The sequence below is a fragment of the Asticcacaulis sp. YBE204 genome (genome assembly GCF_000495855.1).
GTDB lineage: Bacteria > Pseudomonadota > Alphaproteobacteria > Caulobacterales > Caulobacteraceae > Asticcacaulis.
The window spans coordinates 316,493-340,087 of sequence record NZ_AWGF01000001.1; the positions used below are offsets into that span (position 1 = coordinate 316,493).

Consider the following 23,595-nt stretch of genomic DNA (forward strand, 5'->3'; position numbering starts at 1 on the left):
CGCGAGCCCCCCTCCGTCTGCATCGCTGCGCTCGCATCCACCTCCCCCGGCACGCCGGGGGAGGTGGATTAAATCCCATATCCGAACAGCGCCGTGCCGTGGGTCTTTAGCCACTGGCGCGCCGGCCGGTAATCCCCGAACAGATGCTCGACCTCGGCCCAGAAGCGGTCGCTATGGTCGGGATGCTTGAGGTGCGCCACCTCGTGCGCGCAGACATAAGAAAAGACCGTCTCGTCCGACATGATCAGCCGCCAGCTATAGCGGATGGCCTTGCGGCCCGGCGTACACGACCCCCAACGCCCCTTGGCGTCGAACAGCGACACCGTCACGCCAGCCGTCCCAAGTTTTTGCGCATAAAGTTCGGTATGGGTTTCGGCGAAGTCTTTCGCTGCCTGGCGCAGGAAACGCTCGATGCGTCGGTGATAGGCCTCGCCGTCGCCCCCGGCGCTCAGCACCCCGCCGACCAGGCGCGCCGCGGCCCGGTCGCCGCTGTGGCTCAGGCGTAGTTGCGAGCCGAGGTAGGGAATGTCCATATCGGGCTGAAACAGCCCCGCGACGGTGCGCTTTTCCAGATGACCGAGTATCCAGTCACGCCGTGTCAGGGCGAATTCGACGGCTTGGCCCAGATCGCGCAGACGCGGCGCGGTGACCACCGCCTCACCGGTCTTGTTGTCGAGCCGCAGCGAGATGCGTTTGGCGCGGGCATTGACCTTCAGGCGCAGCTGAAACCCGTCGGCGTCGAGCACCTGACCGGCAGAGTAACCCGGCTTGGTCTTTAACCCAAACACCCTAGACCATGCTCCGTTTAGAAGGAAACGCAGCGTGGTCTGGACTCTTTAGTGGTCGCATGCTTGGCACGAAAAACCGGTTCCCACTTTTTCGTAGCATGCTCTAAAGTTTGTCTTCCGTGCGGGCGATGAAGTCGCGGATCTTCGGATAGATGCTTTCGCGGAAGCGCCGCCCGTTGAAGACGCCGTAGTGACCAGCACCATCCTGTACATAAAGCTCACGCATGTCGTCGGGGATATTCGGACACATCTTATGCGCGGCCTGGGTCTGACCGACGCCGGAAATATCGTCCTTTTCGCCCTCGACCGTCATCAGGGCGATGTCGGTCACAGCCTCAAGCTTCACCGGACGACCGTGATGGACCAGCTCACCCTTGGGCAGGGCGAATTTCTGGAAGACCAGATCGATGGTTTGCAGGTAGAACTCCTCGCTCAGGTCGAGGACCGACAGATATTCGTCGTAGAATTCCAGATGCTTTTCAACGCCGTCGTCGTCATCGGAGACCAGCGAATTGAAATAGGACCAGTGGGCGTCTTTGTGCCGCTCCTCGTTCATGCTCATGAACGAATAGAGTTGAACGAAGCCCGGATAGACGCGGCGACCGACGCCGGGATAGGGCGGCGGCACATTGTGGACCATGTTGGACTTGAACCAGGTGAACGGTTTTTCCTGCGCCAGATCGTTGGTGATGGTCGGGTTGAAGCGCGCGTCGATCGGCGACCCCATGAAGGTCATCGAGGCCGGGCGACACGGATCGTTGTCCTCGGCCATCAGACAGGCCGCAGCCAGAGTCGGCGGCCCCGGCTGACAGACGGCGACGACGTGGGTGCGCGCGCCGATCACCTTGAGCATGTCGCGGATGTGGTCGATGAAGCTGTAGAAATCGAAGCGGCCCTCAAGGACCGGCACCTGACGGGCATTGACCCAGTCGGTGACATAGACGTCGTGGTCGAGCAGGAACTCCTGCACCGTACCGCGCAGGAGCGTCGCGTAGTGACCGGATAAAGGCGCGACGATCAGCACGGCGGGCGAGGGCTTTTTCACACCGGCGCGGCGCAGGTCGGTGGCGTCGCGCTGGAAACGGACCAGCTTGACCCAGGGGCTCGACCAGTCCTCGATCGCCTGAACGCGGACGTCCTTGCCGTTGATAGTGACGCTGTTGATGCGCCAGTCGGGCTTGCCGTAACGGCGGGTAACCGTGCTGAACAGTTCCGCCGAGGCGAACATCTTCTTTCCGAACGGTGTCTCGGAGGCCGGGTTGGCCTTGTTGCCCCAGAAGTCGCGCGTCATCTGCGCAAGGCCGCGCATGGGGGCGGCGGAATAATAGGCCATCTCGTGGAGCAGATACAGCATGGGCGCACTCAATTACATAACCGAAGCGGTTACGTTAACATAAGAGTCCTGCGAATATATTACGAGTCAAATTCACCGTTCATTTCGCAAGTGCGAAACAAAAGTGCGTGAGGTTTTATTCCTTCATCGCACGACGTATCACATCGGCGCTTTTTTCCGGCGTCAGGCCGTGGGTGAGGGGGCTGACGAATTCGCCTTTCGGGTTCATCAGATAGATGACCGAGGTATGGTTCATCGTATAGTCCGGGCCGTCGCCGACCTTGTCATAGGTGGCGCGGTAGGCCTTGGCGGCAGCGGCGATCTGCTCAGGCGTACCCGTCAGGCCGATGACGCCCTTCGGGAAGCCGCCGCTGTCGAGATAGGCTTTCAGGATTTCGGGCGTATCGCGTTCCGGATCGACGGTAATGAAGACGAATTGCAGCTTGTCGCCGTCCTTGCCGAGCTTCTTCTTGGCCTGATCGAGCGTTTGCAACGTTAGGGGACAGATGTCCGGGCAATAGGTGAAGCCGAAGAAAACCGCCGTCCATTTACCGTTCAGAACGGCCTCGGTTTGCGGCTGACCGTACTGATCGGTGAGTGTGAACGGTCCGCCGATGCGCACCGAACTGTCGACCGTCGTGGTCGTTACGGGTTTGTTCAGCAACGACGACCAGTAGATCGCCGCCAGAGCCCCGAAGCCGACGACCAGCAAGGCGATGATTGTCAGGCGCATTCTGTTCATCTAGCTTACCTCTTAACCGCCGCGCGCAGATGTCGCATGGCGAAACCGTACCGATGCGCCTATAGCGGCGTTAAGTGCTTCTATAGGCGAACCCGCACCGTGCGCCAACGGATTAAAACCTTCCTGTCATCATTTGCCGCACCCCCGCGCGAGGGCGGACCTGCGTTCGACTGGGCGGGGTTTGCCCCGTCGCCCCTGAACCTCGACGGCGACAGCCTGCGTCTGCGCACCCTGGTCGGACTGCGCTGGCTGGCCATACTGGGGCAAGGCCTGATGGTCGCCGTGGTGGCGCTGGGCTTCGGGTATGAAATCCCCCTGTGGCCCTGCGTGGCCGTCATCGCCGCCAGCGTCTGGCTCAATCTGCTGCTGCTGCTCAATGACCGCCGCAAGCGACTGGACGACTGGGATGCGGCCTTGCAACTGAGCTTCGATTGCGGGCAGTTGGCGGTCCTGCTCGGCCTGACCGGCGGGCTGGACAACCCGTTCTGTCTGATGCTGATCGCCCCGGCAACCGTCGCCGCGGCCAACCTGCCGACGCGCTACGGTTTCGGCGTGGTCGCCGTCGCCCTGCTGGCCACCAGTGCGCTGGTGGTCTGGTCGATGCCGCTACCGTGGGCGGACGGTCAGGTCTTCGTCATGCCGCAGCTCTACCGGTTGGGTTTTCTGGCCGCCATCCTGATCGGCATCGTCTTTACGTCGGGCTATGCCTGGCATGCGGCGCTGGAATCGCGGCGTATGGCCCAGGCCCTGTCGGCGACTCAGGCCGTACTGGAAAAGGAACACCGCTTGTCGGCGCTCGGCGGACTGGCGGCGGCGGCGGCGCACGAGCTGGGGACGCCTTTGGGGACGATTCAGGTCGTGGCGCGTGAAATGATGCGCGCGGTCACACCCGGCACGGCGCTTTTTGAGGACGCCGAACTGCTGGTCTCGCAAAGCCAGCGTTGCCGCGAAATTCTGAAAAATCTGGCTCAGCGCCCCGAAACCCGCGATCAGGTCCACGACCAGATTCCCTTGCGCGCCTTTCTCGAAGAGGTTGCCCAGCCGTTCCGCCACGAAGGCAAGGCGATCCATATCGCCATCACGCTCGACGGGGCCCAAGATGACGCGGGCGATCGCATCAGCATCAAGCGACGGCCGGAATGGCTGCACGCCCTGTCGGCCTTTGTCGAAAACGCTATCGATTTCGCCCGAACGGCGGTGTGGATATCGGTCGATATCCGCGCCCGCCACGTCAGTTTGCGCATTCAGGACGACGGTCCCGGCTTTTCGACAGAAATCCTGTCGCGCATCGGCGACCCCTATATCTCGACGCGCGGTTTCGATTCGCGCCCTGAAACCTCGACGCATGGCGGCATGGGACTGGGCTTTTTCATCGCCAAGACGTTGCTGGAACATACGGGTGCGGCGGTGACCTACGGCAATGCCGACACCGGCGGCGCTTTTGTGCGCGCCTTCTGGCGGCGCGACCTGATCGATATCGTACCGACGACCGATGTGAGGGGGGATGATATCGCCCCGCTGAGCAAAGCTAATTGAGTAAGGATTTAGAGATGAACGACCAAGAGCAACCGGCCACCCTGAAAGCGTCCGACATCGAAGCCCATGTGGCGGCCCTGACCGACCGCAGCCTGATCCTGCTCGACGACGACGCGCCCTTTCGTCAGCGTCTGGCGCGCGCGCTCGAATCGCGCGGCTTCAACGTGACGGCGGTCGAAAGCGTGGCCGACGCCCTGAAAACCATCGAGGCCAGCCCCCCCGCCTTTGGCGTGATGGATATGCGGCTTGAGGACGGTAACGGTCTGAAAGCCATAGAGGTTCTGCATCAGAAGCGTCCGGACGCCCGCGCCATCATGCTGACAGGGTACGGCAATATCGCCACGGCGGTGGCGGCGGTGAAGTCGGGTGCCATCGACTACCTGTCGAAGCCCGCCGATGCCGATGATGTGGTCAAGGCGCTGCTGGCGCTTCAGGATCATACGCCCGCGCCGCCGGAAAACCCGATGTCGGCCGATCGCGTGCGCTGGGAGCACATTCAGCGCGTCTATGCCCTGTGCAACCACAATGTTTCGGAAACCGCGCGTCGCCTAAATATGCACCGCCGGACGCTGCAACGTATCCTCGCCAAACGCGCGCCGAAATAAATCTCTCCTCCCTGTCGCGTAGCGATGGGGAGCGGGGCGGCCCGTGCCGTGGCTCCGATTAAAACGAGGAGACGGAGGGGGATTACGCCAAGCTTTTCAGCGTGTTCAAATCTTCGGAGTCGCCCCCTCCGTCTGGCCTGCGGCCATCCACCTCCCCACTACGTAGGGAGGAGAGGCCTTATTCGTCCGGGATGATGATGTCGGGATTGTCCGGCGGAATGAACTCGAACAGGCCGATATCGAGCGCTTTCTGCGGGCGGTAGGCCATCAGCGGCGCGTGGGCCAGAGCGCGCACCTCTTCCGGCGTCAGCTCGATATCGAGTGCCTTCTTGCGCACGGCGCGTGCTTGTAAATGCGGCGTGACCGACGGCGGTTTGGGCCTGGCGCGGGCATGGCCGATCTTCCAGTAACCGATCGACAGCTTCCACAGCGGCACGGGTCCCACCGGCATGGCGGGCCAGCGCTTGCCCTCGGTCATGACCGGCGTCATCTGGGCGCGTGGTCTGGCGGTGCGCTCGAAGCCGCAAATCAAGGTGGCGAAGGCTTCGGTCAGCAGGACGGCATAGTGCGCCCGCGCGGCGTCTTCGCTCGGGAACCCCGGCTCCAGCGTTTCGCGGACGAAGGTCACCGGCCTGCCGCTCAGATCATGTGCTTCACGCTCGCGCGCGGCGACGCTCAGGCCGTTTTTCGGCCAGTTGAGCACGATGTCGAGCGCGTTGTGAGCGATGGGATAGGCGATGGCGGACATGGCCTCAGTCTATAGGATCGCGCCTCTTAACAAAACCCACTTGCGTCGATTTTACCCACAGGGCTTGACGAGGAATATTTAATTTGGTATTTGCCGAAATAGCAAATTTAAACCCTGCCCGGAAATGAGATGTCCGAAGTTTACAAAGCCCTCAGCGATCCGACCCGACGGCAGATCCTTGAAATGCTGCGCGACCGGGAAATGAGTGCGGGCGAAATCGCCGACCGCGTCGAGGTCTCGAAACCGACGCTTTCGGGTCATCTATCGACGCTGAAAGCCGCCGGTCTGATCGATGTGACGCGTCAGAAAACAACGCTCATTTATCGCCTCAACGTGTCGGTGCTCGAAGAGGCGGTTCTGGCGCTGATGAGCGCGTTCAAGATCGGACATACCGTTCCGTCTGCCGCAACCAAAGGGGAAGCCCTATGAAAACCTGGCCCATCGCCAAGATATTCAGCCTGCTGATCATTGCCGGTTTGGGAGGCCTCAGCCTGTGGACGCGCCGTGTTTTGCCCGATGTGCCGATCGCCACGCATTTCGGCCCTGACGGCGTGGCCGATGGCTTCATGTCGCGTGATGACGCGCTGCTGGCAGGACCGATGCTGGCCGTGATGCTGACCTTGCTTCTGTGGCTCCTGCCCTATTTTCAGCCCAAGAAGGGCAAGGTCGAACGGTCGGCGCGCGTCTATGGGGTGGCATGGATGTTGACCCTTGGGGTCATAACGGCGGCGCACCTGTTTATTGTCGGCAAGGCGCTTGGCGTAGAGATCGCCATAGGCTGGCTGACAGTGCTGCCGGGGCTGTTGTTCATCGTGCTTGGCAACTTCCTGCCGAAAACGCGATACAATTATATCGTCGGTATACGGACGCCGTGGACTCTTTCGGACGAACGCGTCTGGGACCGCACTCACCGCCTTGCCGGACCGGTATTCATGCTGATGGGTCTTGTCATGCTGATCGGGGCGTGGCTCGTGCCGGCGAACTATCAGCATACGGTCATTCTGGCTGGTGCGCTGGGCTCGGCCCTGATCCTGACCGTCGCCTCCTACGTCTTTGCCCGTCAAAACCGTACCGTATAAGGCCGGATTGCCATTTTATTGGGCGGTTGAATCAAGTTGCACTATTATGGCAGGCAACTGATTCGTTTTAGGCGACACCATGACGGTTGCAACCCTTGCCTTTGCCGCTGCGGCAGGCGCTACGGCGCTGGCGTTTTCGACCACCATACTGGCGTGGCGGATGCGCGCCCGACTGTCGCGCCTCAGCGACGGCTTTCGTAATCGCCTCGATGTGCAGCATACGGTTCTGGGCGAACTCGACGCCGCCACCTCGGCCTTCGACGAAGCCTTTCTCGCCATCGAAGGCGATACGGTTCGCCTCGTCTGGGGCGAAGACACCTTGAAAACCGTCGCGGAAGCCCTGCGCATCGCCGCCGCCGATACCGGCTCTGCGCCGCTGGTCATCGAGGCGCTGGCCGCTACCTCCAAAGAAGCCGCCGATGCACTCAAGGCCCTGATCGCCGAAGGGAAATCCTGCCGCTTCGAGGTTTTCGCCGAAGCCTCCGGCGGGCTGGTTTCCGCCCAGCCCAAGGGCATCACTCTGGTCGTCGAAGGCCGCTCGTCGGGCGCCACAGCCTGGGTGCGTCTGGCCATCGCCTCGGCCAAGACCTCGCTGTCGTCGGGGCCGTTCGCTCAGATGGCCAACCGCCTGCCGACGCCGTGCTGGGTCGTGCGCGATGCGCAGCTTGTCTGGGCCAATGACGCCTGGCTCAAGGCCGTCGAGGCGCAAAACCTCGAACAGGCGAAGACCGATCACCTCGGCCTCGACCGCTCGACCGACGCGCTGGTCAACGAGGCGGGCGAACAGAATATTCGCCGCGAAGGCTTCCGCTGGCTGACCATTGAAGGCCAGCGCCGCGCCTTTCAGGTCATCGCCGAGCCGCTGGCCGACGGCTATGTCTGCGCCTACGCCATCGATGTCACCGAAGCCGAGGAAAGCCGCGAAGCGCTCAAGCGCCACGCCAAGGCCCACGATGAGACGCTGGACCGCCTTGAAGACGCGGTCGCCATCTTCGGCCCGGAAAAGCGCCTGACCTTCCACAACAGCGCGTTCGAGAGTCTGTGGGATCTGGAACCGGCGTGGCTGGCCGAGCGTCCGACGCACGGCGAACTGCTGGAGCGTCTGCGTCAGAAGCGCAAACTGCCGGAGACGTCGGACTTCGTGCAGTGGAAGGCGCAGGAACTCGAATTCTACGGTCTGACCGAAGCCGCCCCGGACGAAATGTGGTCGCTGCCGAACGGACGGTCTTTGCGCGTCGTGCGTCAGCCGCACCCGCTTGGCGGGCTGCTGCTGCTGTTCTCGGACAAGACGGGTGAGCTGAAACTCAAGGCGCAGTTCAACTCGCTGATTCAGGTCCAGCGCGCCACGTTGGATCAGCTCAACGACGCCGTGTCGGTGTTCGGTTCGGACGGTCGCCTGCGTCTGCGCAATGCGGCCTTCGACAAGTTCTGGTCGCTGTCGAACGAGGACATGGTCGCCAATATCGACTTCGCCCAGATGGCCGAACTGTGCATTCCGCTGGTTCACGACCGCGGCTTCTGGAGCGAACTGAAAGCCCGCGTCACCGACACCGATCCGGTCGCGCGCGCACCGCAAACGGGGGAGGTCAAGACCTCCGACGGGCGTCTGGCGCAATGGCGGACCCAGCCGCTGCCCGACGGCGCGACTCTGGTGGCCTTCAGCGACATCACGACCCGTCGCGCGCTGGAGCAGGCCATCGAACAGCGCGACCTGGCCCTGACCGAATCGGTGCGTCTGAAGCGCGACTTCGTCGCCAATGTTTCCTACGAACTGCGCACGCCGCTGACCACCATCGTCGGCTATGCCGACCTGCTGCAACGTCAGGCCAATGCCGCCGAGGCCGATCCGGCCGAGACGCGTAACCGCACCTATCTCAACGCCATTCAATCCGCCGCCTCGGTTCTGGCGCGCTCGATCGACGACGTGCTCGACATGGCGCAGATCGACGCCGGCGAAATGTCGATGTCGCTGTCGGAATTCAACCTGTCGCGCACCGTGGCGGCAGCGCTGGGGCGTCAGGCCGACACCCTGAGCGCCAAGGGCATCCGTTTCGACTATACCGGCCTCGATATCACCGCTCTGGTCCGCGCCGATCAGGCCCGTCTGGGTCAGGTGCTCGATCACCTGCTCGACTACGCCCTGCGCAACGCCGCACAGGAAGGGCAGGTCGCCATCCGCAGTCGCAAGGACGGCGACACTCTGACGCTGGAAATCGGCTATACCGGGCGCGGAATTCCCTATCATACACAGGCCCATATCTTCGATCGCTTCGTCGGGCGTGAGCGCGGCGGACCGGGTTTGGGTCTGGCCCTCGTCAAGGCTTTGGTCGAACTGCACGAAGGCTGGATCACGCTGGAATCGGAACCCCAATCGGGGGCGACCTTCGCGATCCACCTGCCGCGCCAGAGCGGCGTGGGCCACGAAGTCCCGGAGCCGGTCAGGACGCCGGTTGCGGATCAACCTGTGGCCGAAGTCGCGGAACCCGAACCTGAATCGGCGGGGGAAGATCTGCCGCCGGAAGCCAGAGCGCTCGGCCTGACGGCGGAAACCTTCGCTCAGGCCAAGAAGATACTGGGCATGGCATAAGGCCGGGATATCCCGCTTTCGTCGCTCCAACATTATGACACACGCCTTCTTCCAATGGCTCGACGCGCTTAAGCCTAAGCCCCTGCCGGTGTCGGGGCTTGAAAGGATGCGCGGCGCGCTGGGGGCATTTATCGGCATCGGTATCACGGCCCTGACGTGCTTGCTGCTGTCCAGACAGATCGGTCTGTCTCCCTGGCTGGTGGCCCCCTTGGGCGCGTCGGCGGTGCTGGTGTTCGCTGTCCCCGCGTCTCCGCTCGCGCAGCCCTGGGCGGTCGTCGGCGGCAATACGGTTTCGGCCATTGTGGGTCTGATTTGCGCCAGTCTGGTGCCCGATCCTGTCATCGCCGCGTCGCTGGCCGTCAGCCTCGCTATCGCCGCCATGTTCGCCACGCGCAGTCTGCATCCGCCGGGCGGGGCTATGGCGTTGCTGGTCGTGCTGACTCAAACCCACAATCCGTGGTTCGCCCTGTTCCCGGCCTTTACCAATTCGCTGCTGCTGGTCGCGGCGGGCATCGTCTTCAATAGCGTGACGAAGCGCAACTACCCGCACATAGCCCCTGTACCTAAACCTGACACAAATACTCTCAGGCGCGTGGCACCGGGCGATATCGCGGCGGCGCTGGCGCAGATGGATCGCGTCATCGATATTGCGCCCGACGATCTGGAAACCCTCCTGATCCTGTCGGAAGCCCATGCCTATCAACGCCATATGCACCATATACGGGCCAAAGACATCATGACGGCGGACCCGGTGCATGTGGAATTCGGCACATCGCTTGAGGAGGTTCTGGTGATTCTGCGCACTCACGATTTCAAGCTGTTGCCGGTCACCGACAAGGCCCGCCGCGTCCTCGGCGTTATCACCCCCGACGACCTGTTTCGCCACGCCGTCGGTACACCGGCGACCTTGAGCGAAAATCTGAAACGTCTGGTTCGCCGCACGCCGTCGCCCCATTCGCACAAGCCCGAAGTCGCCGGTCAGGTCATGACCACGGCCTTCACCACCGCCGATCATCTGGCCAATATGACGACGCTGACGCCGCTATTCACCGACAGGGGGCGGCACCATCTGTTGATTCTCGACGATACGCGGCGTCTGACGGGCATCCTCAGCGCCTCCGACCTGATGCGCGCGGTCTATCACCGTCCGGCGGCGTGACTTAGGGAGATATTAAAGGCTGACGGGTTAAGATCATACATCTCCCGTTCTCGTACCGGCCCCATGTTCCGCAGACTGCGCACCAAACTTCTGATCCTGTACGGCGGCGTGTTCAGCCTCGCTTTGCTGTTCCTTGGCCTGACCGCGCAATTCGCCATCATCGCCTACGCCAAACAAAACGTGCAGAACGAGATGGGCGCGGCGACCTCGGTCTTCACGCGCCTGTGGAGCCAGAAATCCGACGCCATCACAACCAATGCCGAGCTTCTGTCGCGCGATTTCGGCTTCAAATCGGCGCTGGCCAATGGCGATGTGCCGACCCTTGTCTCGGCATTCGATAATCTTCAAAGCCGTGTTCAGGCCGACGAAGGCCTGATCGTCTCCAGCGACGGCGCGGTGCTGGCGGGGGCCGAAAGCCCGATCGCCAGCGACATTGCCGCCATCCTGATCGACACGCAGCCCACCGAAGCGCGCACCGGCATCGTTACTGTCAAAGGACAGGCGTGGTCGACGGTAATAGCCCCGGTGCTGGCGCCCGATCCGATGGGCTGGGTCGTCTTCGCTTCGCGCGTCGATCGGGCGCAGATGAAGGGGCTTGAGACCCTGTCGTCGATCCCGCTGGATGCGGCGATCCTGTCGCCCGACGCAAAAGGCGTGTGGCGTTCGACCTCCGGTGACCTGTCCGATGATGCGATCCGCGACCTGTCGGCCTTCGCGGTCCAACAGAAGGCCCGCACCCGCGCCGAGATCGTTTCCGGTACGAAAGGCCAGATCATAGCGGTAGGGACCGCCCTGCCCAGCCTGAACGACGGCGAACCGAGCCTGCTTCTGCTCTCCTATCCGCTTAACAAGGCCCTGGGTTCCTATCAGAACCTGTTGTTCGTCCTGATGGGGCTGGGCGTCGTGACCCTGTGCGTGGTCATTCTGGCCAGCCTGTTTCTGGCGCGAACCCTGACACGACCGATCCTGAGGCTCAACCGCGCTGCCGAAAAGCTGAAGGCCGGTGAAACGGAGCTGGTCACCCTGAATTCCCGCGACGAAATCGCCGATCTGGCGGCGGCCTTCAATGAAATGGCTGTGTCGATCAACGAACGCGAACAGCGCATCCTGCACATGGCGCGTCACGACCTGACCACGGACCTGCCGAACCGGGCAGCGCTGGAAGAGCGCGCGGGCTTGCTGACGTTGGACGGCGGGCAGCCGCTGATCTATGCCATCGGGGTCGAGCGGTTCAGCCACATCCGCTCGATCTGGGGCGTGAAGACCTCGAACGGGGTCATCAATGCCCTGGCCGATCTGCTGCACGGCCTCAATCCCGACGCCCTGATCGGGCGGCTGGGGCCGGATGTGATCGGCATGGTCATCGCGAACCCGCAAGGCGGGTTTGCCTTCGATCTGGCGCCGGATTTTGCCACGACCATCGCTCAGATACTCGATGCCCGCGTTCCTATCGACGATCAGATGGTCGATATCGGTGTCGTCATCGGCTATGACACCGCGCCCTCGGTCGGTCAGACCGCCGCCGAATATATCGAAAAGGCCCTGATCGCGCTTGATCAGGCGCGCACGGCCAAGCTCAAGACCGCCGCCTTCGACCCGAAGACCTATGACGAGCTGGCCGATAACGTCCTGCTGACCGATCAGCTGCATTCGGCGCTCGATAACGAAGAGCTGATGGTCTTTTACCAGCCGAAATACGATTACCGTCTGGGGCGCGTCACCGCCGCCGAAGCGCTGGTGCGCTGGAACCACGCCACGCGCGGCATGGTCTCGCCGCAACGCTTCGTCCTGCTGGCCGAGGAAACCGGCTTTATCCGCGACCTGACCCTTCTGGTGTTGAAACATACCCTGCGCGATCAGGCGCGTTTGAAGGCGCTCGGCCTCGATATCGCGATGAGCGTCAACTATTCCGGTCGCCTTTTGACCGACCGCGAATATACCGAACGGACCCTGGCCATCTGTGCGCAGGCCGCCGGTCAGGTCTGTCTTGAGATCACCGAAACCGCCGTCATCGAAGATCCGACCGTCGGCCTTGCCGCCATCGAGCGCTTCGTCGCTGCCGGGATCGAGGTGTCGCTCGACGATTTCGGCACCGGCCTGTCGTCTCTGTCCTATCTCAAGATGATCCCGGCGCAGGAACTGAAGATCGACCGCTCCTTCATCATGGAGATGGAAAAGGGGCAGCGCGAACGGCTTCTGGTCGCTTCGACGATCAATCTGGCGCACGGCCTCGGTATGAAAGTCACCGCCGAGGGTGTCGAAGACGACACAGCTCTGGCGCTGCTGGCCGGGATGGGCTGCGACATGGCGCAGGGCTACGGCATTGCCCGCCCGATGCCCGTCGATGCGCTGGAGATATGGCTGCGCGAGCGCGAAGCGACACCCGTTGTTGCTGAGGAAATGCCGCAAGCGACGCAAAGATAGACGACGCTCAGGGCACGGCCTAGGTTGGCCGGACGGTGGTTTGGAGGTAGCCAAATGACCAGATCGTTCGTTTTGCCGGTGCATACAGCCCCTTCGGGCTAAGCGCTTATTTGAGTCTGATACGCCATAATAACCTCTCGATGCCGCTGATAGACGGCATAATAGGCTTCTACCAGTTCTACAGACGTGTAGTAGCGCAGGCTGTGTAAGTCAGGGGTGAGGTTGGACTTCAGACTATAGGACCGATCCACAGGCGGGTTATCGAAGGTCAGGCCGAGCATCCGGTGGACAGCGGGGTGCGGCGCTTTGACGATATCCGACAGAGGGTCTTCCTGAATCACCTCGCGCATATCGTAATGCGCTATGCCCAGATGCGTAAGGATACGGTCGGCCAGTACGGATAGCAGATGGGCGGTGGGATGGTTGAGCGTATGGAACAGGCGCCGGTGCTTATAATGCTCGGCCACATAGTCGACCATCCTGATGTCGAGGTGAGCTTCGCGTCGGGTCAGTTCGATAAGAGACTGCTCGGCAGCCCCGGCATAGTTCTGCTGAAAAAAGGCATCGTCCGAGAAAAGCGCGGCGGCGCGATCCGGGGACCGGCCCTGCTGATAGGCATAGATGACCGACGCCAGATGGTAGTCCGTCATCGGCCCCTGGACGACGTGGCGCGAGCCGTCGGCGTGGAGATAGACCATGTCGGGCGTATAGCCGAGGAAATAAAGGTTCGGGATGAGGTGCAGGCGGTCGCCGCACAGCACCTTCAGATTGGAGGTGCGAAGCCACTCGACAGGATATTGATCGTGGATCGTGTGAGACAGCACGATATCGGCGGTGTCGATCAGGCGGGCGTAGTTCGCATAGGTGTTACGCGGAAAACTGGCGACCGATACGGCGCCCAGAATATCGGCCGACGGCACCATGGCCTTCAGCATCGGTACAAGCGCCTGCGCCTGACAGTTGCCCACCAGAGCGATACGGGGACTGCCCGTGGAGGGCGTGAGGGAAGCCAGAAGTCTTGAGGCCTTGCGGGCCGCCCGGACTATCAGGCTTCTATCTTGACTGCCTATCACACCGTCCCCCGTTTTATGTTTTAACCTCTTGTTTAGTCGCGATATTGTAGCCGAAAACCGCTTACACTTTTCGGCATATCGCTTTAGTGCTGATTTTCCGGCAGTCGCACGATCAGGCCGTCCAGCGCTTCGGTGACGCGGATCTGGCACGACAGGCGCGAGGTGGGTTCGACCTCCTGCGCGAAATCGAGCATCGACTCTTCCATCACCGACGGGCCGCCGGTTTTCTCGAACCAGTCCGGATCGACATAGACGTGGCAGGTCGCACAGGCGCAGGCCCCGCCACAGTCGGCGTCGATGCCGGGGATATTGTGCTTGATCGCCCCTTCCATGACGGAATTTCCCGTCCGGACCTCGATCTCGTGGGTTTGGCCGTTGGATTCGATATAGGTGATCTTGGGCATGGAAGGCCATTTCAAAAACACAGAGCCGAAGCAAAAGCTTCGGCTCTCAGGATAGAAAGCAAAAATTTGCGACGAGCCGTCTCTAGCAAATTTTTTCGATATCGGAAGGGGGCACATGGGGGAAACGCCGTTTCCCCCATGAAGGTGATTAACCCTTATTCGGCATCATCTTCTTGAGTTCGGCGATCGCCTTGGCCGGGTTGAGACCCTTGGGGCAGACCTGCGCGCAGTTCATGATGGTGTGGCAACGATAGAGCTTGAACGGATCTTCGAGCGATTCCAGACGTTGCTTCGTGTGGTCGTCGCGCGAGTCGGCGACCCAGCGATAGGCCTGAAGCAACGCTGCCGGGCCGAGATACTTGTCCTGGTTCCACCAGTAGCTGGGGCACGAGGTCGAGCAGCAGGCGCACAGGATGCACTCGTAAAGGCCGTCGAGCTTGTCGCGGTTGGCGGGGCTTTGCAGGCGTTCCTTCTGCGGGTCCGGCGTCGTCGATTGCAGATAGGGCTCGATCGAGGCGTACTGCGCGTAGAAGCCGCTCAGGTCGGGGACGAGATCCTTGACGACCGGCATGTGCGGCAGCGGCGCGATGGTGATCTCGCCATTATATTCGTCGTGACCCTTGGTACAGGCCAGCGTGTTGCGCCCGCCGATATTCATGGCGCACGAGCCGCAGATACCTTCGCGGCACGAGCGGCGGAACGAGAGCGTCGAATCGATGTTGTTCTTGATGTAAATCAAGGAGTCCAACAGCATCGGGCCGTGAGCCTTGGAATCGACCTCGTACTTGTCCCAGCGCGGGTTTTCGCCCGTTTCCGGATCGAAGCGGTAGATCTTGTACACGCGGACGTTCTTCGACCCCGACGGTGCCTTGTAGCGCTTGCCGGCCTTGATCTGCGAGTGTTTGGGGAGCGTCAGTTCAACCATGGTTTCATACTCCCCTTAGTACACCCGCGCCTTGGGCGCGATATAGGCGATGTCGTTGGTCATCGTATAGGTATGGACCGGACGATAGTCGGCGGTCACAGCCCCCGTCTTGGTGTCGAGCCACATCAGGGTGTGCTTCATCCAGGTGTCGTCGTCGCGGTTCGGGAAGTCTTCGCGAGCGTGGGCACCGCGCGATTCCTGACGGTTGAGCGCCGAATTGACGGTGATGACGGCCTGACCGATCAGGTTGTCGTATTCGAGGGCTTCGAGCAGATCGGTGTTCCAGATCATGCCACGGTCCTTGATGCCGATGTCCGACGAGGCCGTGTAGATTTCGGCCAGACGGTTGACGCCCTGTTGCAGGGTCTCGCCGGTGCGGAAGACGGCGGCGTCTTCCTGCATGGCGCGCTGCATGCGCAGACGCAGGTCGGCGGTCGGCGTCGAACCCGAAGCCGTGCGGAACTTGTCCAGACGCGCCAGATGGCCTTCGACGGCGGTCTTGCCGATGTCCTTGTGCGCTTCGCCGGCCTTGACCAGCTCAGGGGCGCGCTTGCCCGCCGCGCGGCCGAACACCACGAGGTCGATCAGCGAGTTCGAGCCGAGGCGGTTGGCCCCGTGTACCGAGACGCAGGCCGCTTCGCCGACGGCCATCAGGCCCGGCACGACGGCGTCGGGATTGCCGTCTTTCAGGGTGACGACTTCGCCGTGATAGTTGGTCGGAATGCCGCCCATATTGTAGTGGACGGTCGGGATGACCGGGATCGGTTCCTTGGTCACGTCGACGCCGGCGAAGATCTTCGCCGATTCCGAGATGCCCGGCAGGCGCTTGTGTAGCAGGTCGGGCGGCAGGTGGTCGAGGTGCAGGAAGATGTGGTCCTTGTCCGGGCCGACGCCGCGGCCTTCACGGATTTCCATTGTCATCGAACGCGAGACGACGTCGCGCGAGGCGAGGTCCTTGGCCGACGGCGCGTAACGTTCCATGAAGCGCTCACCCGCCGAATTGGTCAGGTAACCGCCTTCGCCGCGCGCGCCTTCGGTGATCAGGCAGCCCGAACCGTAGATGCCGGTCGGGTGGAACTGAACGAACTCAAGGTCTTGCAGGGGCAGACCGGCGCGCAGCACCATGCCGCCGCCGTCGCCGGTGCAGGTATGGGCCGAGGTCGCCGAGAAGTAGGCGCGACCATAACCGCCGGTCGCCAGAATGACGAGGTGGGCGCGGAAGACGTGGATCGTGCCGTCGTCCAGCTTCCAGCAGGTCACCCCGCGGCAGACGCCGTCATCCATGATCAGGTCGAGCGCGAAATATTCGATGAAGAACTCGACGTCTTCTTTCAGCGACTGACCGTACAGCGTGTGCAGCATGGCGTGGCCGGTACGGTCGGCGGCGGCGCAGGTGCGCTGCACCGGGCCTTCGCCGAAGTTCTTGGTCATGCCGCCGAACGGACGCTGATAGATCTTGCCGTCTTCGGTACGCGAGAAGGGCACGCCCCAGTGTTCGAGCTCATAAACCGCGTCCGGCGCGTTGCGGACGAGGTATTCGATGGCGTCCTGATCGCCCAGCCAGTCCGACCCCTTGACAGTGTCGTACATGTGCCACTGCCACTTGTCCTCGGACATGTTGCCGAGCGAGGCGGCGACGCCCCCTTGGGCAGCGACAGTGTGCGAACGGGTGGGGAAAACCTTGGTGATACAGGCGGTCTTGAGGCCGGATTGTCCGCAGCCGAGCGCCGCGCGCAGGCCCGCGCCACCGGCACCCACGACCACCACGTCATATTCGTGTTCGATGATCTTGTAGGTCATGGGTTACGCCTTAAAAGCCAGAAAGATGCCGCCGAGTGCCGCCACGAGCAGCACAAGGCAGAAGAGGGCGCTGATCAGTTTGAGTGCGCGCGCGTTCGGGAAATAGTCCAGAACATTGGCGGTCAGGCCCATATGGGTGTGCCACACGGTGATGACGAAGGTCAGGGACAGCAGGCCCGCATTGAGCGGCACCTTGACGAAGGCCAGAGCGGCTTCATAGCCTTGCCCCATCAGGCCGTAGGCGCTCCACAGCGCCCAGCCGGTCAGCACGATCAGCGCCACCGAGGTCCAGCGTTCGGCCAGCCATTCGCCCGCGCCGTGCTTTTCCGATTTTTTCCAGTCCTTCGAGGACCGCTCTTTCAGATACGAGTCGACCATTACAGCACCACCTTGCTCGTCGCCAACAACACCGCCCAGAAGGCAATCGTCAGAGCGATGCCGAGCAGCAGGCCCCACCACGACAGGGCGTTGGCCGACTTAAGCTGAAAACCAAGCCCCAGATCCCAGATCAGGTGACGAATGCCGCCGGTCAGGTGTATGAACGCCGCCAGAGACAGCCCGAACCACACGAACAGACCGAATGGCGACGCCGCAAAGGTCAGGAAGGCCGTATAGGCCTGCGGGCAGCACCCCGATGCCGTCAAACCGATGGCCAGCAGCCAGGCGGCGACAAGGACCGCACCCACGACCAGCGCCAGACCGGTCGCCCGGTGCAGGATCGAGGTGAACATGGTGATATGGAATTTCCACACCTGAAGGTGCGGCGACAGCGGCCGGTAGACCGTTGGCTTTGAGGGAGGCTGAGACATACTATATGGCCTTGATTACCCGGTGGTGTGGCGTGCCCCTCTTGACGTGGAACACGTTCGCCGGAGGCTTAACCTGATTGGGCGTGAAAAAGGTTAAATTTCCCGCGCCTTTGGGGTCTTTTAGACCCTGAGACGGATGTGTCAACAGACCGCACCCCCTGTCGGGGCGGTTTTTTGCGACCGCGAACATTTTGGCGACAGCATGGCCAATTCACAAATTCGCCATTTAAGGTGATTGGCGTCCAAATTAGGCCCCAGTTAAGATGCAGTACTTAACCTCTGTTTTATCTAAAGGTTTGTTCGCCTTTCAGGAGAACCGCCTTTCTCGGCCTTTGTTTCGGTACTGTAGTGCGGGTGGTTTTCAGCGTGATTCAGAACAAGATGTCTCTTCGCCTTTTGGTGTCTTCGGCCCTGGCCTCGATCCTGCTGCTTCAGGCGCCGGGTGCGTTTGCTGCCGCCGCCGCACGTGTCAATGCGCGCGCCGATGAACTGACGGAGACGAAAAAGCCCGCGACCGTTAAAAAATCGGCGGAAAAGGTTACGCCTTTCCGCGAAAAGGCCGACGAGAAATCGACATCCAAGACCAGCGCTAAAAAAGGCGATAAGGTCGTCGAAAAAGCCGGCAGCAAGACTACCGCCAAAAAATCGACGACGGCCAGCAAGAGCAAGGCCGACGACGAAAAGACAACCAAGACGTCCAAAGCGTCTGCGTCCAAGAAGGGCGATGCGACATCGAAAAAGGTCGTGGCCGATAAGTCTTCGACCAAAAAAGCAGACACAAAAACGACGGCCAAAAAACCGGTAGCCAGGGATGACGAAAAAGTCGTCGCTACCGCGTCGAGCAAGGGCACACTCTATGTTACGCCCGGCAAGGAAGACGCCTATGCCAATCGCAAGACCGGAAATCTGACGACGAAAGCGGTCGAAAAACCGGCCCCCAAGCCGGTCGATAAACCCGTAACGATCGCCAAGGCCTCGACCCCGTCGGTCAAGACCGCCGTACTCAGCGCCGACGCCGACAAGGCGGTGACGCAACTGTTCGACGCCGATCCGAAGCCTGTGGTTCAGACGGTCGCGCAAAAAGAGACCCCTAGGCCTGAAGCGAAAATCGATCTACCCGCCGCACCGATCCCTTATACGCCGTCGGTGAAGCCCGACGCTGCCCCCCAGCCGAAGGTCGATCTGGCTAAGGTGGACGTCGGCCCCAAACCGGTCGATCAACCGGAACCGAAAAAAGAGATTCAGGTCGCCGCTGTCTCGCCCTTGCCGGTCAAGGCGCCGGAGGTGAAGAGCGACCTCAGGCCCGAACCGACGCCTGCGCCGCAAATCACGCCGCAGGTCGTCGCCGTCGCGCCGAAAATCGTGCCGCAGGACGTGCCGCCGGTACCTTTAAAAGAGGTTGTTCCGGTTAAAGAGTTGCCACCGGTGAGGGACAAGGTGTTGGTGGCGGTCAAGGTCGACGCCTATGGTCGTGATTACGAAGACCAGCCGACGGGCTCGGAAACCCGTTACGATTCTGGCATTCGTGCCGGTCTGGCCAGCCGTCAGAACCAGATGAGCGCCTTGGAAGGTAACTGGATGGTCAGTTCCCTGACGGGAGACAGACTGGTCTCTCTCGCTTTACGCGGCGCGGGCGCACAAAAGCTGGAAGGCGCATGGCGCTCACTGCAAGGTGGGGTGGGCATGAATCGTTCGGGATTCGTGTCGGACGTCGTTCAAGCCGATGACAGGCTGATGATCGACTATCAGGCCGCATCGGCCAAGGGCCAGTTCCGCCTCGATCTGCGCAAGGAGCCCGATGGCCGCTGGCGCGGGCAGATGATCGACCCCAACGGTGCGGCCACGCCGGTGGTCATGTCGGCGCAGTAAAAGTCACTTTAAACGTTACAATCAACTTAGAAGTTGGTTTTGAGTGTCTGCACCAGCGCGTCGATCCGTTCCGGTGCGAACGGCTCCGCCTGACCGAAGCCCCAAACCGGGCCGGGCCATGCCGGGTCGCGGTCGTTGCGGGCGATGATGTGGATATGCAGTTGCGCGACGATATTGCCGAGATTGGCGATATTGATCTTAGTGACGGGGAAGCCCAGATGCGCCGCCGCCAGTCGGGCCAACTTTTCCGCGGCGCGGATATCGGCCCACAGCGCCGCGTCATCCTCAGACAGTACGTCCGTCAGTTCTATTAGCCCTGCACGCTTTGGCAGCAAAACCAGCCACGGAAAGCGCGCATCGTTCTGCAAACGCAGTTCACATAACCGGAGGTCGCCCAGCCTTATGGATGAGGCTTCGATACGCGGATCAACGATAAAGTCAGACATGGGTCGGTCTTTCCCGGAATATTAAGACATGTCCTTTATAGCCCCTGCGGGATTTTCGCATCACATTTCACATTGTTGCAGTGCGAGGTCTTGCGAACGGCTCCTATCGGGTTTAGAGGGCCGTTAATCTTTGTCGTCCCCTCGGCGGGGCTCTGGTTAAAAAGGGAATGCTCATGGCACGTGCCAAAATTGCGTTGATCGGTTCGGGTATGATCGGGGGCACGCTGGCCCACATCGCCGCGCGTGAAGAACTGGGCGACGTCGTCCTGTTCGACATCACCGAAGGCGTGCCGCAAGGCAAGGCGCTCGACATCGCCGAAGCTTCGGCCGTGTTCGGCAAGGACGTCGCCCTGAAAGGCGCCAACGACTACGCCGACATCGCGGGCGCCGACGTCTGCATCGTCACCGCCGGCGTGCCGCGCAAGCCGGGCATGAGCCGCGACGACCTGCTGGGCATCAACCTGAGGGTCATGAAGGCGGTCGGCGAAGGCATCAAGCAATATGCCCCGAACGCCTTCGTCATCTGCATCACCAACCCGCTCGACGCGATGGTGTGGGCGCTGCAAAAGTTCTCCGGTCTGCCGGTGGAAAAGGTCGTCGGCATGGCTGGCGTTCTGGACTCGGCGCGCTTCGCCTACTTCCTGGCTGAAAAGACCGGCATCTCGGTCGAAGACATCCACGCCTGGACGCTGGGCGGTCACGGCGACGACATGGTCCCGATGGTCCGTCACTCGACGGTCGGTGGCCTGCCTCTGCCGGAACTGGTCGCTCAGGGCTTCCTGACGCAGGACGAGCTTGACGCCATCGTGAAGCGCACCCGTGGCGGTGGCGGCGAAATCGTCGCCCTGCTGAAGACCGGTTCGGCCTTCTACGCCCCCGCCGAATCCGGCATCGCCATGGCCAAGTCGTACCTCAAGGACAAGAAGCGCGTCCTGCCGGTCGCCGCTTACCTGAACGGCGAATACGACCTGTCGGGCCTCTATGTCGGCGTCCCCGCCGTCATCGGCAAGAACGGCGTCGAAAAGATCATCGAATTCTCGACCAACGAAGACGAGAAGGCGATGTTCAAGAAGTCGGTCGAAAGCGTCCAAGGCCTGATCGCCGCCTGTAAGGAAATCGACCCGTCGCTGGTCTAAGGTCTGAGCCGGTCGGTTTTTCTTGACTTTTGTACATTTAAGATGTACATCTGATGTACGGAAAACCGACTGGCTGTGACAGTTTCCCCCGCCTGCAAGGGCTCGGTGCAAAGCCGAATAACCAAAGGGTTGCCAGATACTAAAAGGGTCTCTTCGGAGGCCCTTTTTCGTTATCGGCGTGGCGGAAATTTCGCTTTCTCACCGCGCAGGATTTTAGCCAAAGCCAGATCGAACTTCATGTCTCCGGTGTCTGCGGGTTTCTTTCCCGGTGCCAGAGGATAGGCGCTGACGACAAACAGATCGGCATGGTCGCGACCCTTGCGGCGCAAAGTGAAAAACACCGCATAGGTTTCGCCATTATCCAATTCCAGACGCACGAGGTTACCTTCGCGAGTCGAGGCGATGCGCTTACTGCCCAATGTCCGGATAATGTCGGGAAGGCGAAAGCTGAGTTCATACCGGATGCGACAGAAAACGCGCCGTTCGGTTCGAGCAGCATAGCTGGGCCGAATTAGGTCTTCGGGACTGTGCTGCTCAGGGTCAAGGGCTTTGGTGAAGCAATGATCGTTGAAGCGGACGCTGATTGCGGCGGGTGCAGCCCCATCTCTGGCCAGACATTCAAAGCTGAACGGTTCGAGATGCGTCAGAGACAGGTTGACGTCATCAATGATCAGTTTCGTCCAGTAACTCATGCGGGTATTTTTGAGCGATTCCCGTTTCTGGCAACGACGCCAAAACGGGCGGCTTTTTTATTTTCGCGGCGTTAGCCTTGGCGGAGAAGGAGTTCTGCCATGAAAGCCGCCGTGAAAATCGTTTTGCCCCTGATCGGTCTGGCCGTGCTGGCTGTGGCGTGCGGGCAGCCGCAGACTCCGGCGCGCGATGAGGCCATGCCGGAACAGGCGGTGGCTAAATCCGCAGCGGCAGCCCTGTCGGAAACACCACCGAATGAACGGCCTTCAGAAAGTGCGACCGCCCCGCGTCCTGGTCCGGCGGGGTTTGATTGCAAACGGGCGCGGGCCGGGGCGGACACCATCGTCTGCGGCGATATCAATCTGGCGGCGCTCGATCGCGAAATGACGAGGCTATATGGGTTGGCGGAAACACAGGGTCCGGCAGATACATTGCAACGGCTGCAAACCGGTTGGTGGGCCAAGCGCGAGGCCTGTGTCGAGGCCGGTGATCCCTCCGGGTGTCTGAAGGCCGCCTATGCCGGGCGCATCCACGATCTGCGGGCGGGGTACGAAACGGCACGCAACGATCCGGGTGGCACCAGCAAAGGTCAGGATTGGGTCTGTCCCGATGGCACGACGTTGAGCGCCACCTTCCTGAATACCTATGAGGCGGCGGTCTATGTGACGTCCGGCGACAATCGCGTCTGGATGCCGCGCGCCATCAGTACGTCGGGCGCACGCTACGAAGGCGGTGGTTATGAACTCTGGATCAAGGGCAAGGACGCCAGTTTCCGTCGCCCGGACGCGCCGGTCAGCACCTGCACAATAACGGCTTTGTAACTGGCTATCGCGACATCGTCCGGCTACATCCGGGGCATGACAAAATTGCCCCTGACCTCGTCGCTTGGCCCGACGCTTGAAACCGCCCGTCTGATCCTGCGTCCGCCGGTGGCCGAGGATTTCCCCGGCTTTTGCGCCTTTCAGTCCGATCCGAAGGTTATGGAACACCTCGGTGGCGTGACGTCTGATGCTGTGACGTGGCGGGTGACGCGCGCCATAGCCGGGGCATGGGCATTGGATGGATTCCATATGTTCAGCGTTATCGAGAAAGATAGCGGCCAGTGGATCGGCCGCATCGGCGCGCTTTATCCACACCAATGGCCCGCCCGTGAAGTCGGCTGGGGTGTCCTGTCCTCGGCGTGGGGCAAGGGTTTTGCGAAAGAAGCCGCCGTGGCCTGCGTCGACTATGTCTTCGACGTGCTGGGCTGGGACGACGTGATCCACACGATTGCGCCGGATAATGCGGGATCTCAGGGCGTGGCAAAGTCGCTGGGGTCTTACAATCGCGGGCCGGGACGTTTGCCGGAACCCTATGCCGATAGCCCGGTCGATATCTGGGGCCAGACACGCGCTGAATGGCAGGAAAACAGAAAGCGTTTTTTCGTTTAGAAAAGATGCTTG

Annotated in this window: 23 protein-coding genes; 11 read left to right on the forward strand and 12 right to left on the reverse strand. The window is 61.5% G+C overall.

Annotated elements, in window-relative coordinates; translation table 11 throughout:
• Positions 1–68 precede the first annotated feature (68 nt).
• From AEYBE204_RS22355 to AEYBE204_RS22365, 3 genes are all read right to left on the reverse strand, one after another.
• Positions 69–788: a M48 family metallopeptidase gene (locus AEYBE204_RS22355; RefSeq protein WP_023460598.1), complete on the reverse strand. Its 720-nt coding sequence runs from the start codon at positions 786–788 to the stop codon at positions 69–71.
• A gap of 103 nt (positions 789–891) precedes the next feature.
• Positions 892–2,142, reverse strand: coding sequence for a polyhydroxyalkanoate depolymerase (locus AEYBE204_RS22360; RefSeq protein ID WP_023460599.1), 1,251 nt, complete (start codon positions 2,140–2,142; stop codon positions 892–894).
• Positions 2,143–2,257: 115 nt separating this feature from the next.
• Positions 2,258–2,854 carry an SCO family protein gene (locus tag AEYBE204_RS22365; RefSeq protein WP_023460600.1) on the reverse strand — a complete coding sequence of 199 codons (597 nt, stop codon included), beginning with the start codon at positions 2,852–2,854 and terminating at the stop codon, positions 2,258–2,260.
• A 108-nt stretch (positions 2,855–2,962) separates the two neighbouring features.
• On the opposite strand from AEYBE204_RS22365, the gene AEYBE204_RS22370 reads away from it, so the two are divergent.
• Positions 2,963–4,399 (forward strand): ActS/PrrB/RegB family redox-sensitive histidine kinase, encoded by a 1,437-nt coding sequence (locus tag AEYBE204_RS22370; RefSeq protein ID WP_023460601.1) that lies wholly within the window; start codon positions 2,963–2,965, stop codon positions 4,397–4,399.
• Between the two features lie 14 nt (positions 4,400–4,413).
• Positions 4,414–5,004, forward strand: a complete 591-nt coding sequence (locus tag AEYBE204_RS22375; RefSeq protein WP_023460602.1) for an ActR/PrrA/RegA family redox response regulator transcription factor — start codon at positions 4,414–4,416, stop codon at positions 5,002–5,004.
• A 178-nt stretch (positions 5,005–5,182) separates the two neighbouring features.
• On the opposite strand, the gene AEYBE204_RS22380 is transcribed toward AEYBE204_RS22375, so the two are convergent.
• Positions 5,183–5,752, reverse strand: coding sequence for a hypothetical protein (locus AEYBE204_RS22380; RefSeq protein ID WP_023460603.1), 570 nt, complete (start codon positions 5,750–5,752; stop codon positions 5,183–5,185).
• A gap of 129 nt (positions 5,753–5,881) precedes the next feature.
• Here AEYBE204_RS22380 and AEYBE204_RS22385 point away from each other — a divergent pair, with 129 nt between their 5' ends.
• The 5 genes from AEYBE204_RS22385 to AEYBE204_RS22405 all read left to right on the forward strand — a co-directional run bounded on the left by AEYBE204_RS22385 (position 5,882) and on the right by AEYBE204_RS22405 (position 13,001).
• Positions 5,882–6,181, forward strand: coding sequence for an autorepressor SdpR family transcription factor (locus tag AEYBE204_RS22385; RefSeq protein ID WP_023460604.1), 300 nt, complete (start codon positions 5,882–5,884; stop codon positions 6,179–6,181).
• Positions 6,178–6,831, forward strand: a complete 654-nt coding sequence (locus tag AEYBE204_RS22390; protein WP_023460605.1) for an SdpI family protein — start codon at positions 6,178–6,180, stop codon at positions 6,829–6,831. The genes AEYBE204_RS22385 and AEYBE204_RS22390 overlap by 4 nt, the downstream gene beginning before the upstream one ends.
• Positions 6,832–6,910: 79 nt before the next feature.
• Positions 6,911–9,418 carry a PAS domain-containing sensor histidine kinase gene (locus AEYBE204_RS22395; protein WP_023460606.1) on the forward strand — a complete coding sequence of 836 codons (2,508 nt, stop codon included), beginning with the start codon at positions 6,911–6,913 and terminating at the stop codon, positions 9,416–9,418.
• Between the two features lie 34 nt (positions 9,419–9,452).
• Positions 9,453–10,577, forward strand: a complete 1,125-nt coding sequence (locus AEYBE204_RS22400) for an HPP family protein (protein WP_023460607.1) — start codon at positions 9,453–9,455, stop codon at positions 10,575–10,577.
• 63 nt (positions 10,578–10,640) lie between these two features.
• On the forward strand, positions 10,641–13,001 hold the full coding sequence (locus tag AEYBE204_RS22405) for a bifunctional diguanylate cyclase/phosphodiesterase (protein ID WP_023460608.1): 2,361 nt from the start codon (positions 10,641–10,643) through the stop codon (positions 12,999–13,001).
• A 98-nt stretch (positions 13,002–13,099) separates the two neighbouring features.
• Here the strand turns inward: AEYBE204_RS22405 and AEYBE204_RS22410 are convergent, their stop codons facing one another.
• The 6 genes from AEYBE204_RS22410 to sdhC all read right to left on the reverse strand — a co-directional run bounded on the left by AEYBE204_RS22410 (position 13,100) and on the right by sdhC (position 18,012).
• Complete coding sequence (locus tag AEYBE204_RS22410; RefSeq protein ID WP_255346415.1) at positions 13,100–14,224, reverse strand: WcbI family polysaccharide biosynthesis putative acetyltransferase; 1,125 nt, start codon at positions 14,222–14,224, stop codon at positions 13,100–13,102.
• Positions 14,158–14,478 carry a 2Fe-2S iron-sulfur cluster-binding protein gene (locus AEYBE204_RS22415; RefSeq protein WP_023460610.1) on the reverse strand — a complete coding sequence of 107 codons (321 nt, stop codon included), beginning with the start codon at positions 14,476–14,478 and terminating at the stop codon, positions 14,158–14,160. The genes AEYBE204_RS22410 and AEYBE204_RS22415 overlap by 67 nt, the downstream gene beginning before the upstream one ends.
• A 148-nt stretch (positions 14,479–14,626) precedes the next feature.
• Positions 14,627–15,403: a succinate dehydrogenase iron-sulfur subunit gene (locus AEYBE204_RS22420; protein WP_023460611.1), complete on the reverse strand. Its 777-nt coding sequence runs from the start codon at positions 15,401–15,403 to the stop codon at positions 14,627–14,629.
• Between the two features lie 15 nt (positions 15,404–15,418).
• Positions 15,419–17,203, reverse strand: a complete 1,785-nt coding sequence (sdhA, locus tag AEYBE204_RS22425; protein ID WP_023460612.1) for a succinate dehydrogenase flavoprotein subunit — start codon at positions 17,201–17,203, stop codon at positions 15,419–15,421.
• A gap of 3 nt (positions 17,204–17,206) precedes the next feature.
• The gene (sdhD, locus tag AEYBE204_RS22430) at positions 17,207–17,581 is read right to left on the reverse strand and encodes a succinate dehydrogenase, hydrophobic membrane anchor protein (RefSeq protein ID WP_023460613.1); all 375 of its coding nucleotides are present in this window, start codon (positions 17,579–17,581) and stop codon (positions 17,207–17,209) included.
• The gene (gene sdhC, locus AEYBE204_RS22435) at positions 17,581–18,012 is read right to left on the reverse strand and encodes a succinate dehydrogenase, cytochrome b556 subunit (protein ID WP_023460614.1); all 432 of its coding nucleotides are present in this window, start codon (positions 18,010–18,012) and stop codon (positions 17,581–17,583) included. Before sdhC ends, sdhD begins: the two co-directional genes overlap by 1 nt.
• Before the next feature lie 381 nt (positions 18,013–18,393).
• On the opposite strand from sdhC, the gene AEYBE204_RS22440 reads away from it, so the two are divergent.
• Complete coding sequence (locus AEYBE204_RS22440) at positions 18,394–19,881, forward strand: hypothetical protein (protein ID WP_155908180.1); 1,488 nt, start codon at positions 18,394–18,396, stop codon at positions 19,879–19,881.
• A gap of 26 nt (positions 19,882–19,907) precedes the next feature.
• Here AEYBE204_RS22440 and AEYBE204_RS22445 read toward each other — a convergent pair whose 3' ends face one another.
• Entirely contained in the window at positions 19,908–20,327 is a 420-nt protein-coding gene (locus AEYBE204_RS22445) for an HIT domain-containing protein (RefSeq protein ID WP_023460616.1), read from the reverse strand.
• 173 nt (positions 20,328–20,500) lie between these two features.
• On the opposite strand from AEYBE204_RS22445, the gene mdh reads away from it, so the two are divergent.
• Positions 20,501–21,463: a malate dehydrogenase gene (mdh, locus tag AEYBE204_RS22450; protein ID WP_023460617.1), complete on the forward strand. Its 963-nt coding sequence runs from the start codon at positions 20,501–20,503 to the stop codon at positions 21,461–21,463.
• 170 nt (positions 21,464–21,633) lie between these two features.
• Here mdh and AEYBE204_RS22455 read toward each other — a convergent pair whose 3' ends face one another.
• Positions 21,634–22,155 (reverse strand): hypothetical protein, encoded by a 522-nt coding sequence (locus tag AEYBE204_RS22455; RefSeq protein ID WP_023460618.1) that lies wholly within the window; start codon positions 22,153–22,155, stop codon positions 21,634–21,636.
• Positions 22,156–22,254: 99 nt separating this feature from the next.
• On the opposite strand from AEYBE204_RS22455, the gene AEYBE204_RS22460 reads away from it, so the two are divergent.
• Together AEYBE204_RS22460 and AEYBE204_RS22465 are read left to right on the forward strand one after the other, a co-directional pair.
• Positions 22,255–22,974 (forward strand): MliC family protein, encoded by a 720-nt coding sequence (locus tag AEYBE204_RS22460; RefSeq protein WP_023460619.1) that lies wholly within the window; start codon positions 22,255–22,257, stop codon positions 22,972–22,974.
• A 36-nt stretch (positions 22,975–23,010) separates the two neighbouring features.
• Entirely contained in the window at positions 23,011–23,583 is a 573-nt protein-coding gene (locus tag AEYBE204_RS22465; RefSeq protein ID WP_023460620.1) for a GNAT family N-acetyltransferase, read from the forward strand.
• Positions 23,584–23,595 lie beyond the last annotated feature (12 nt).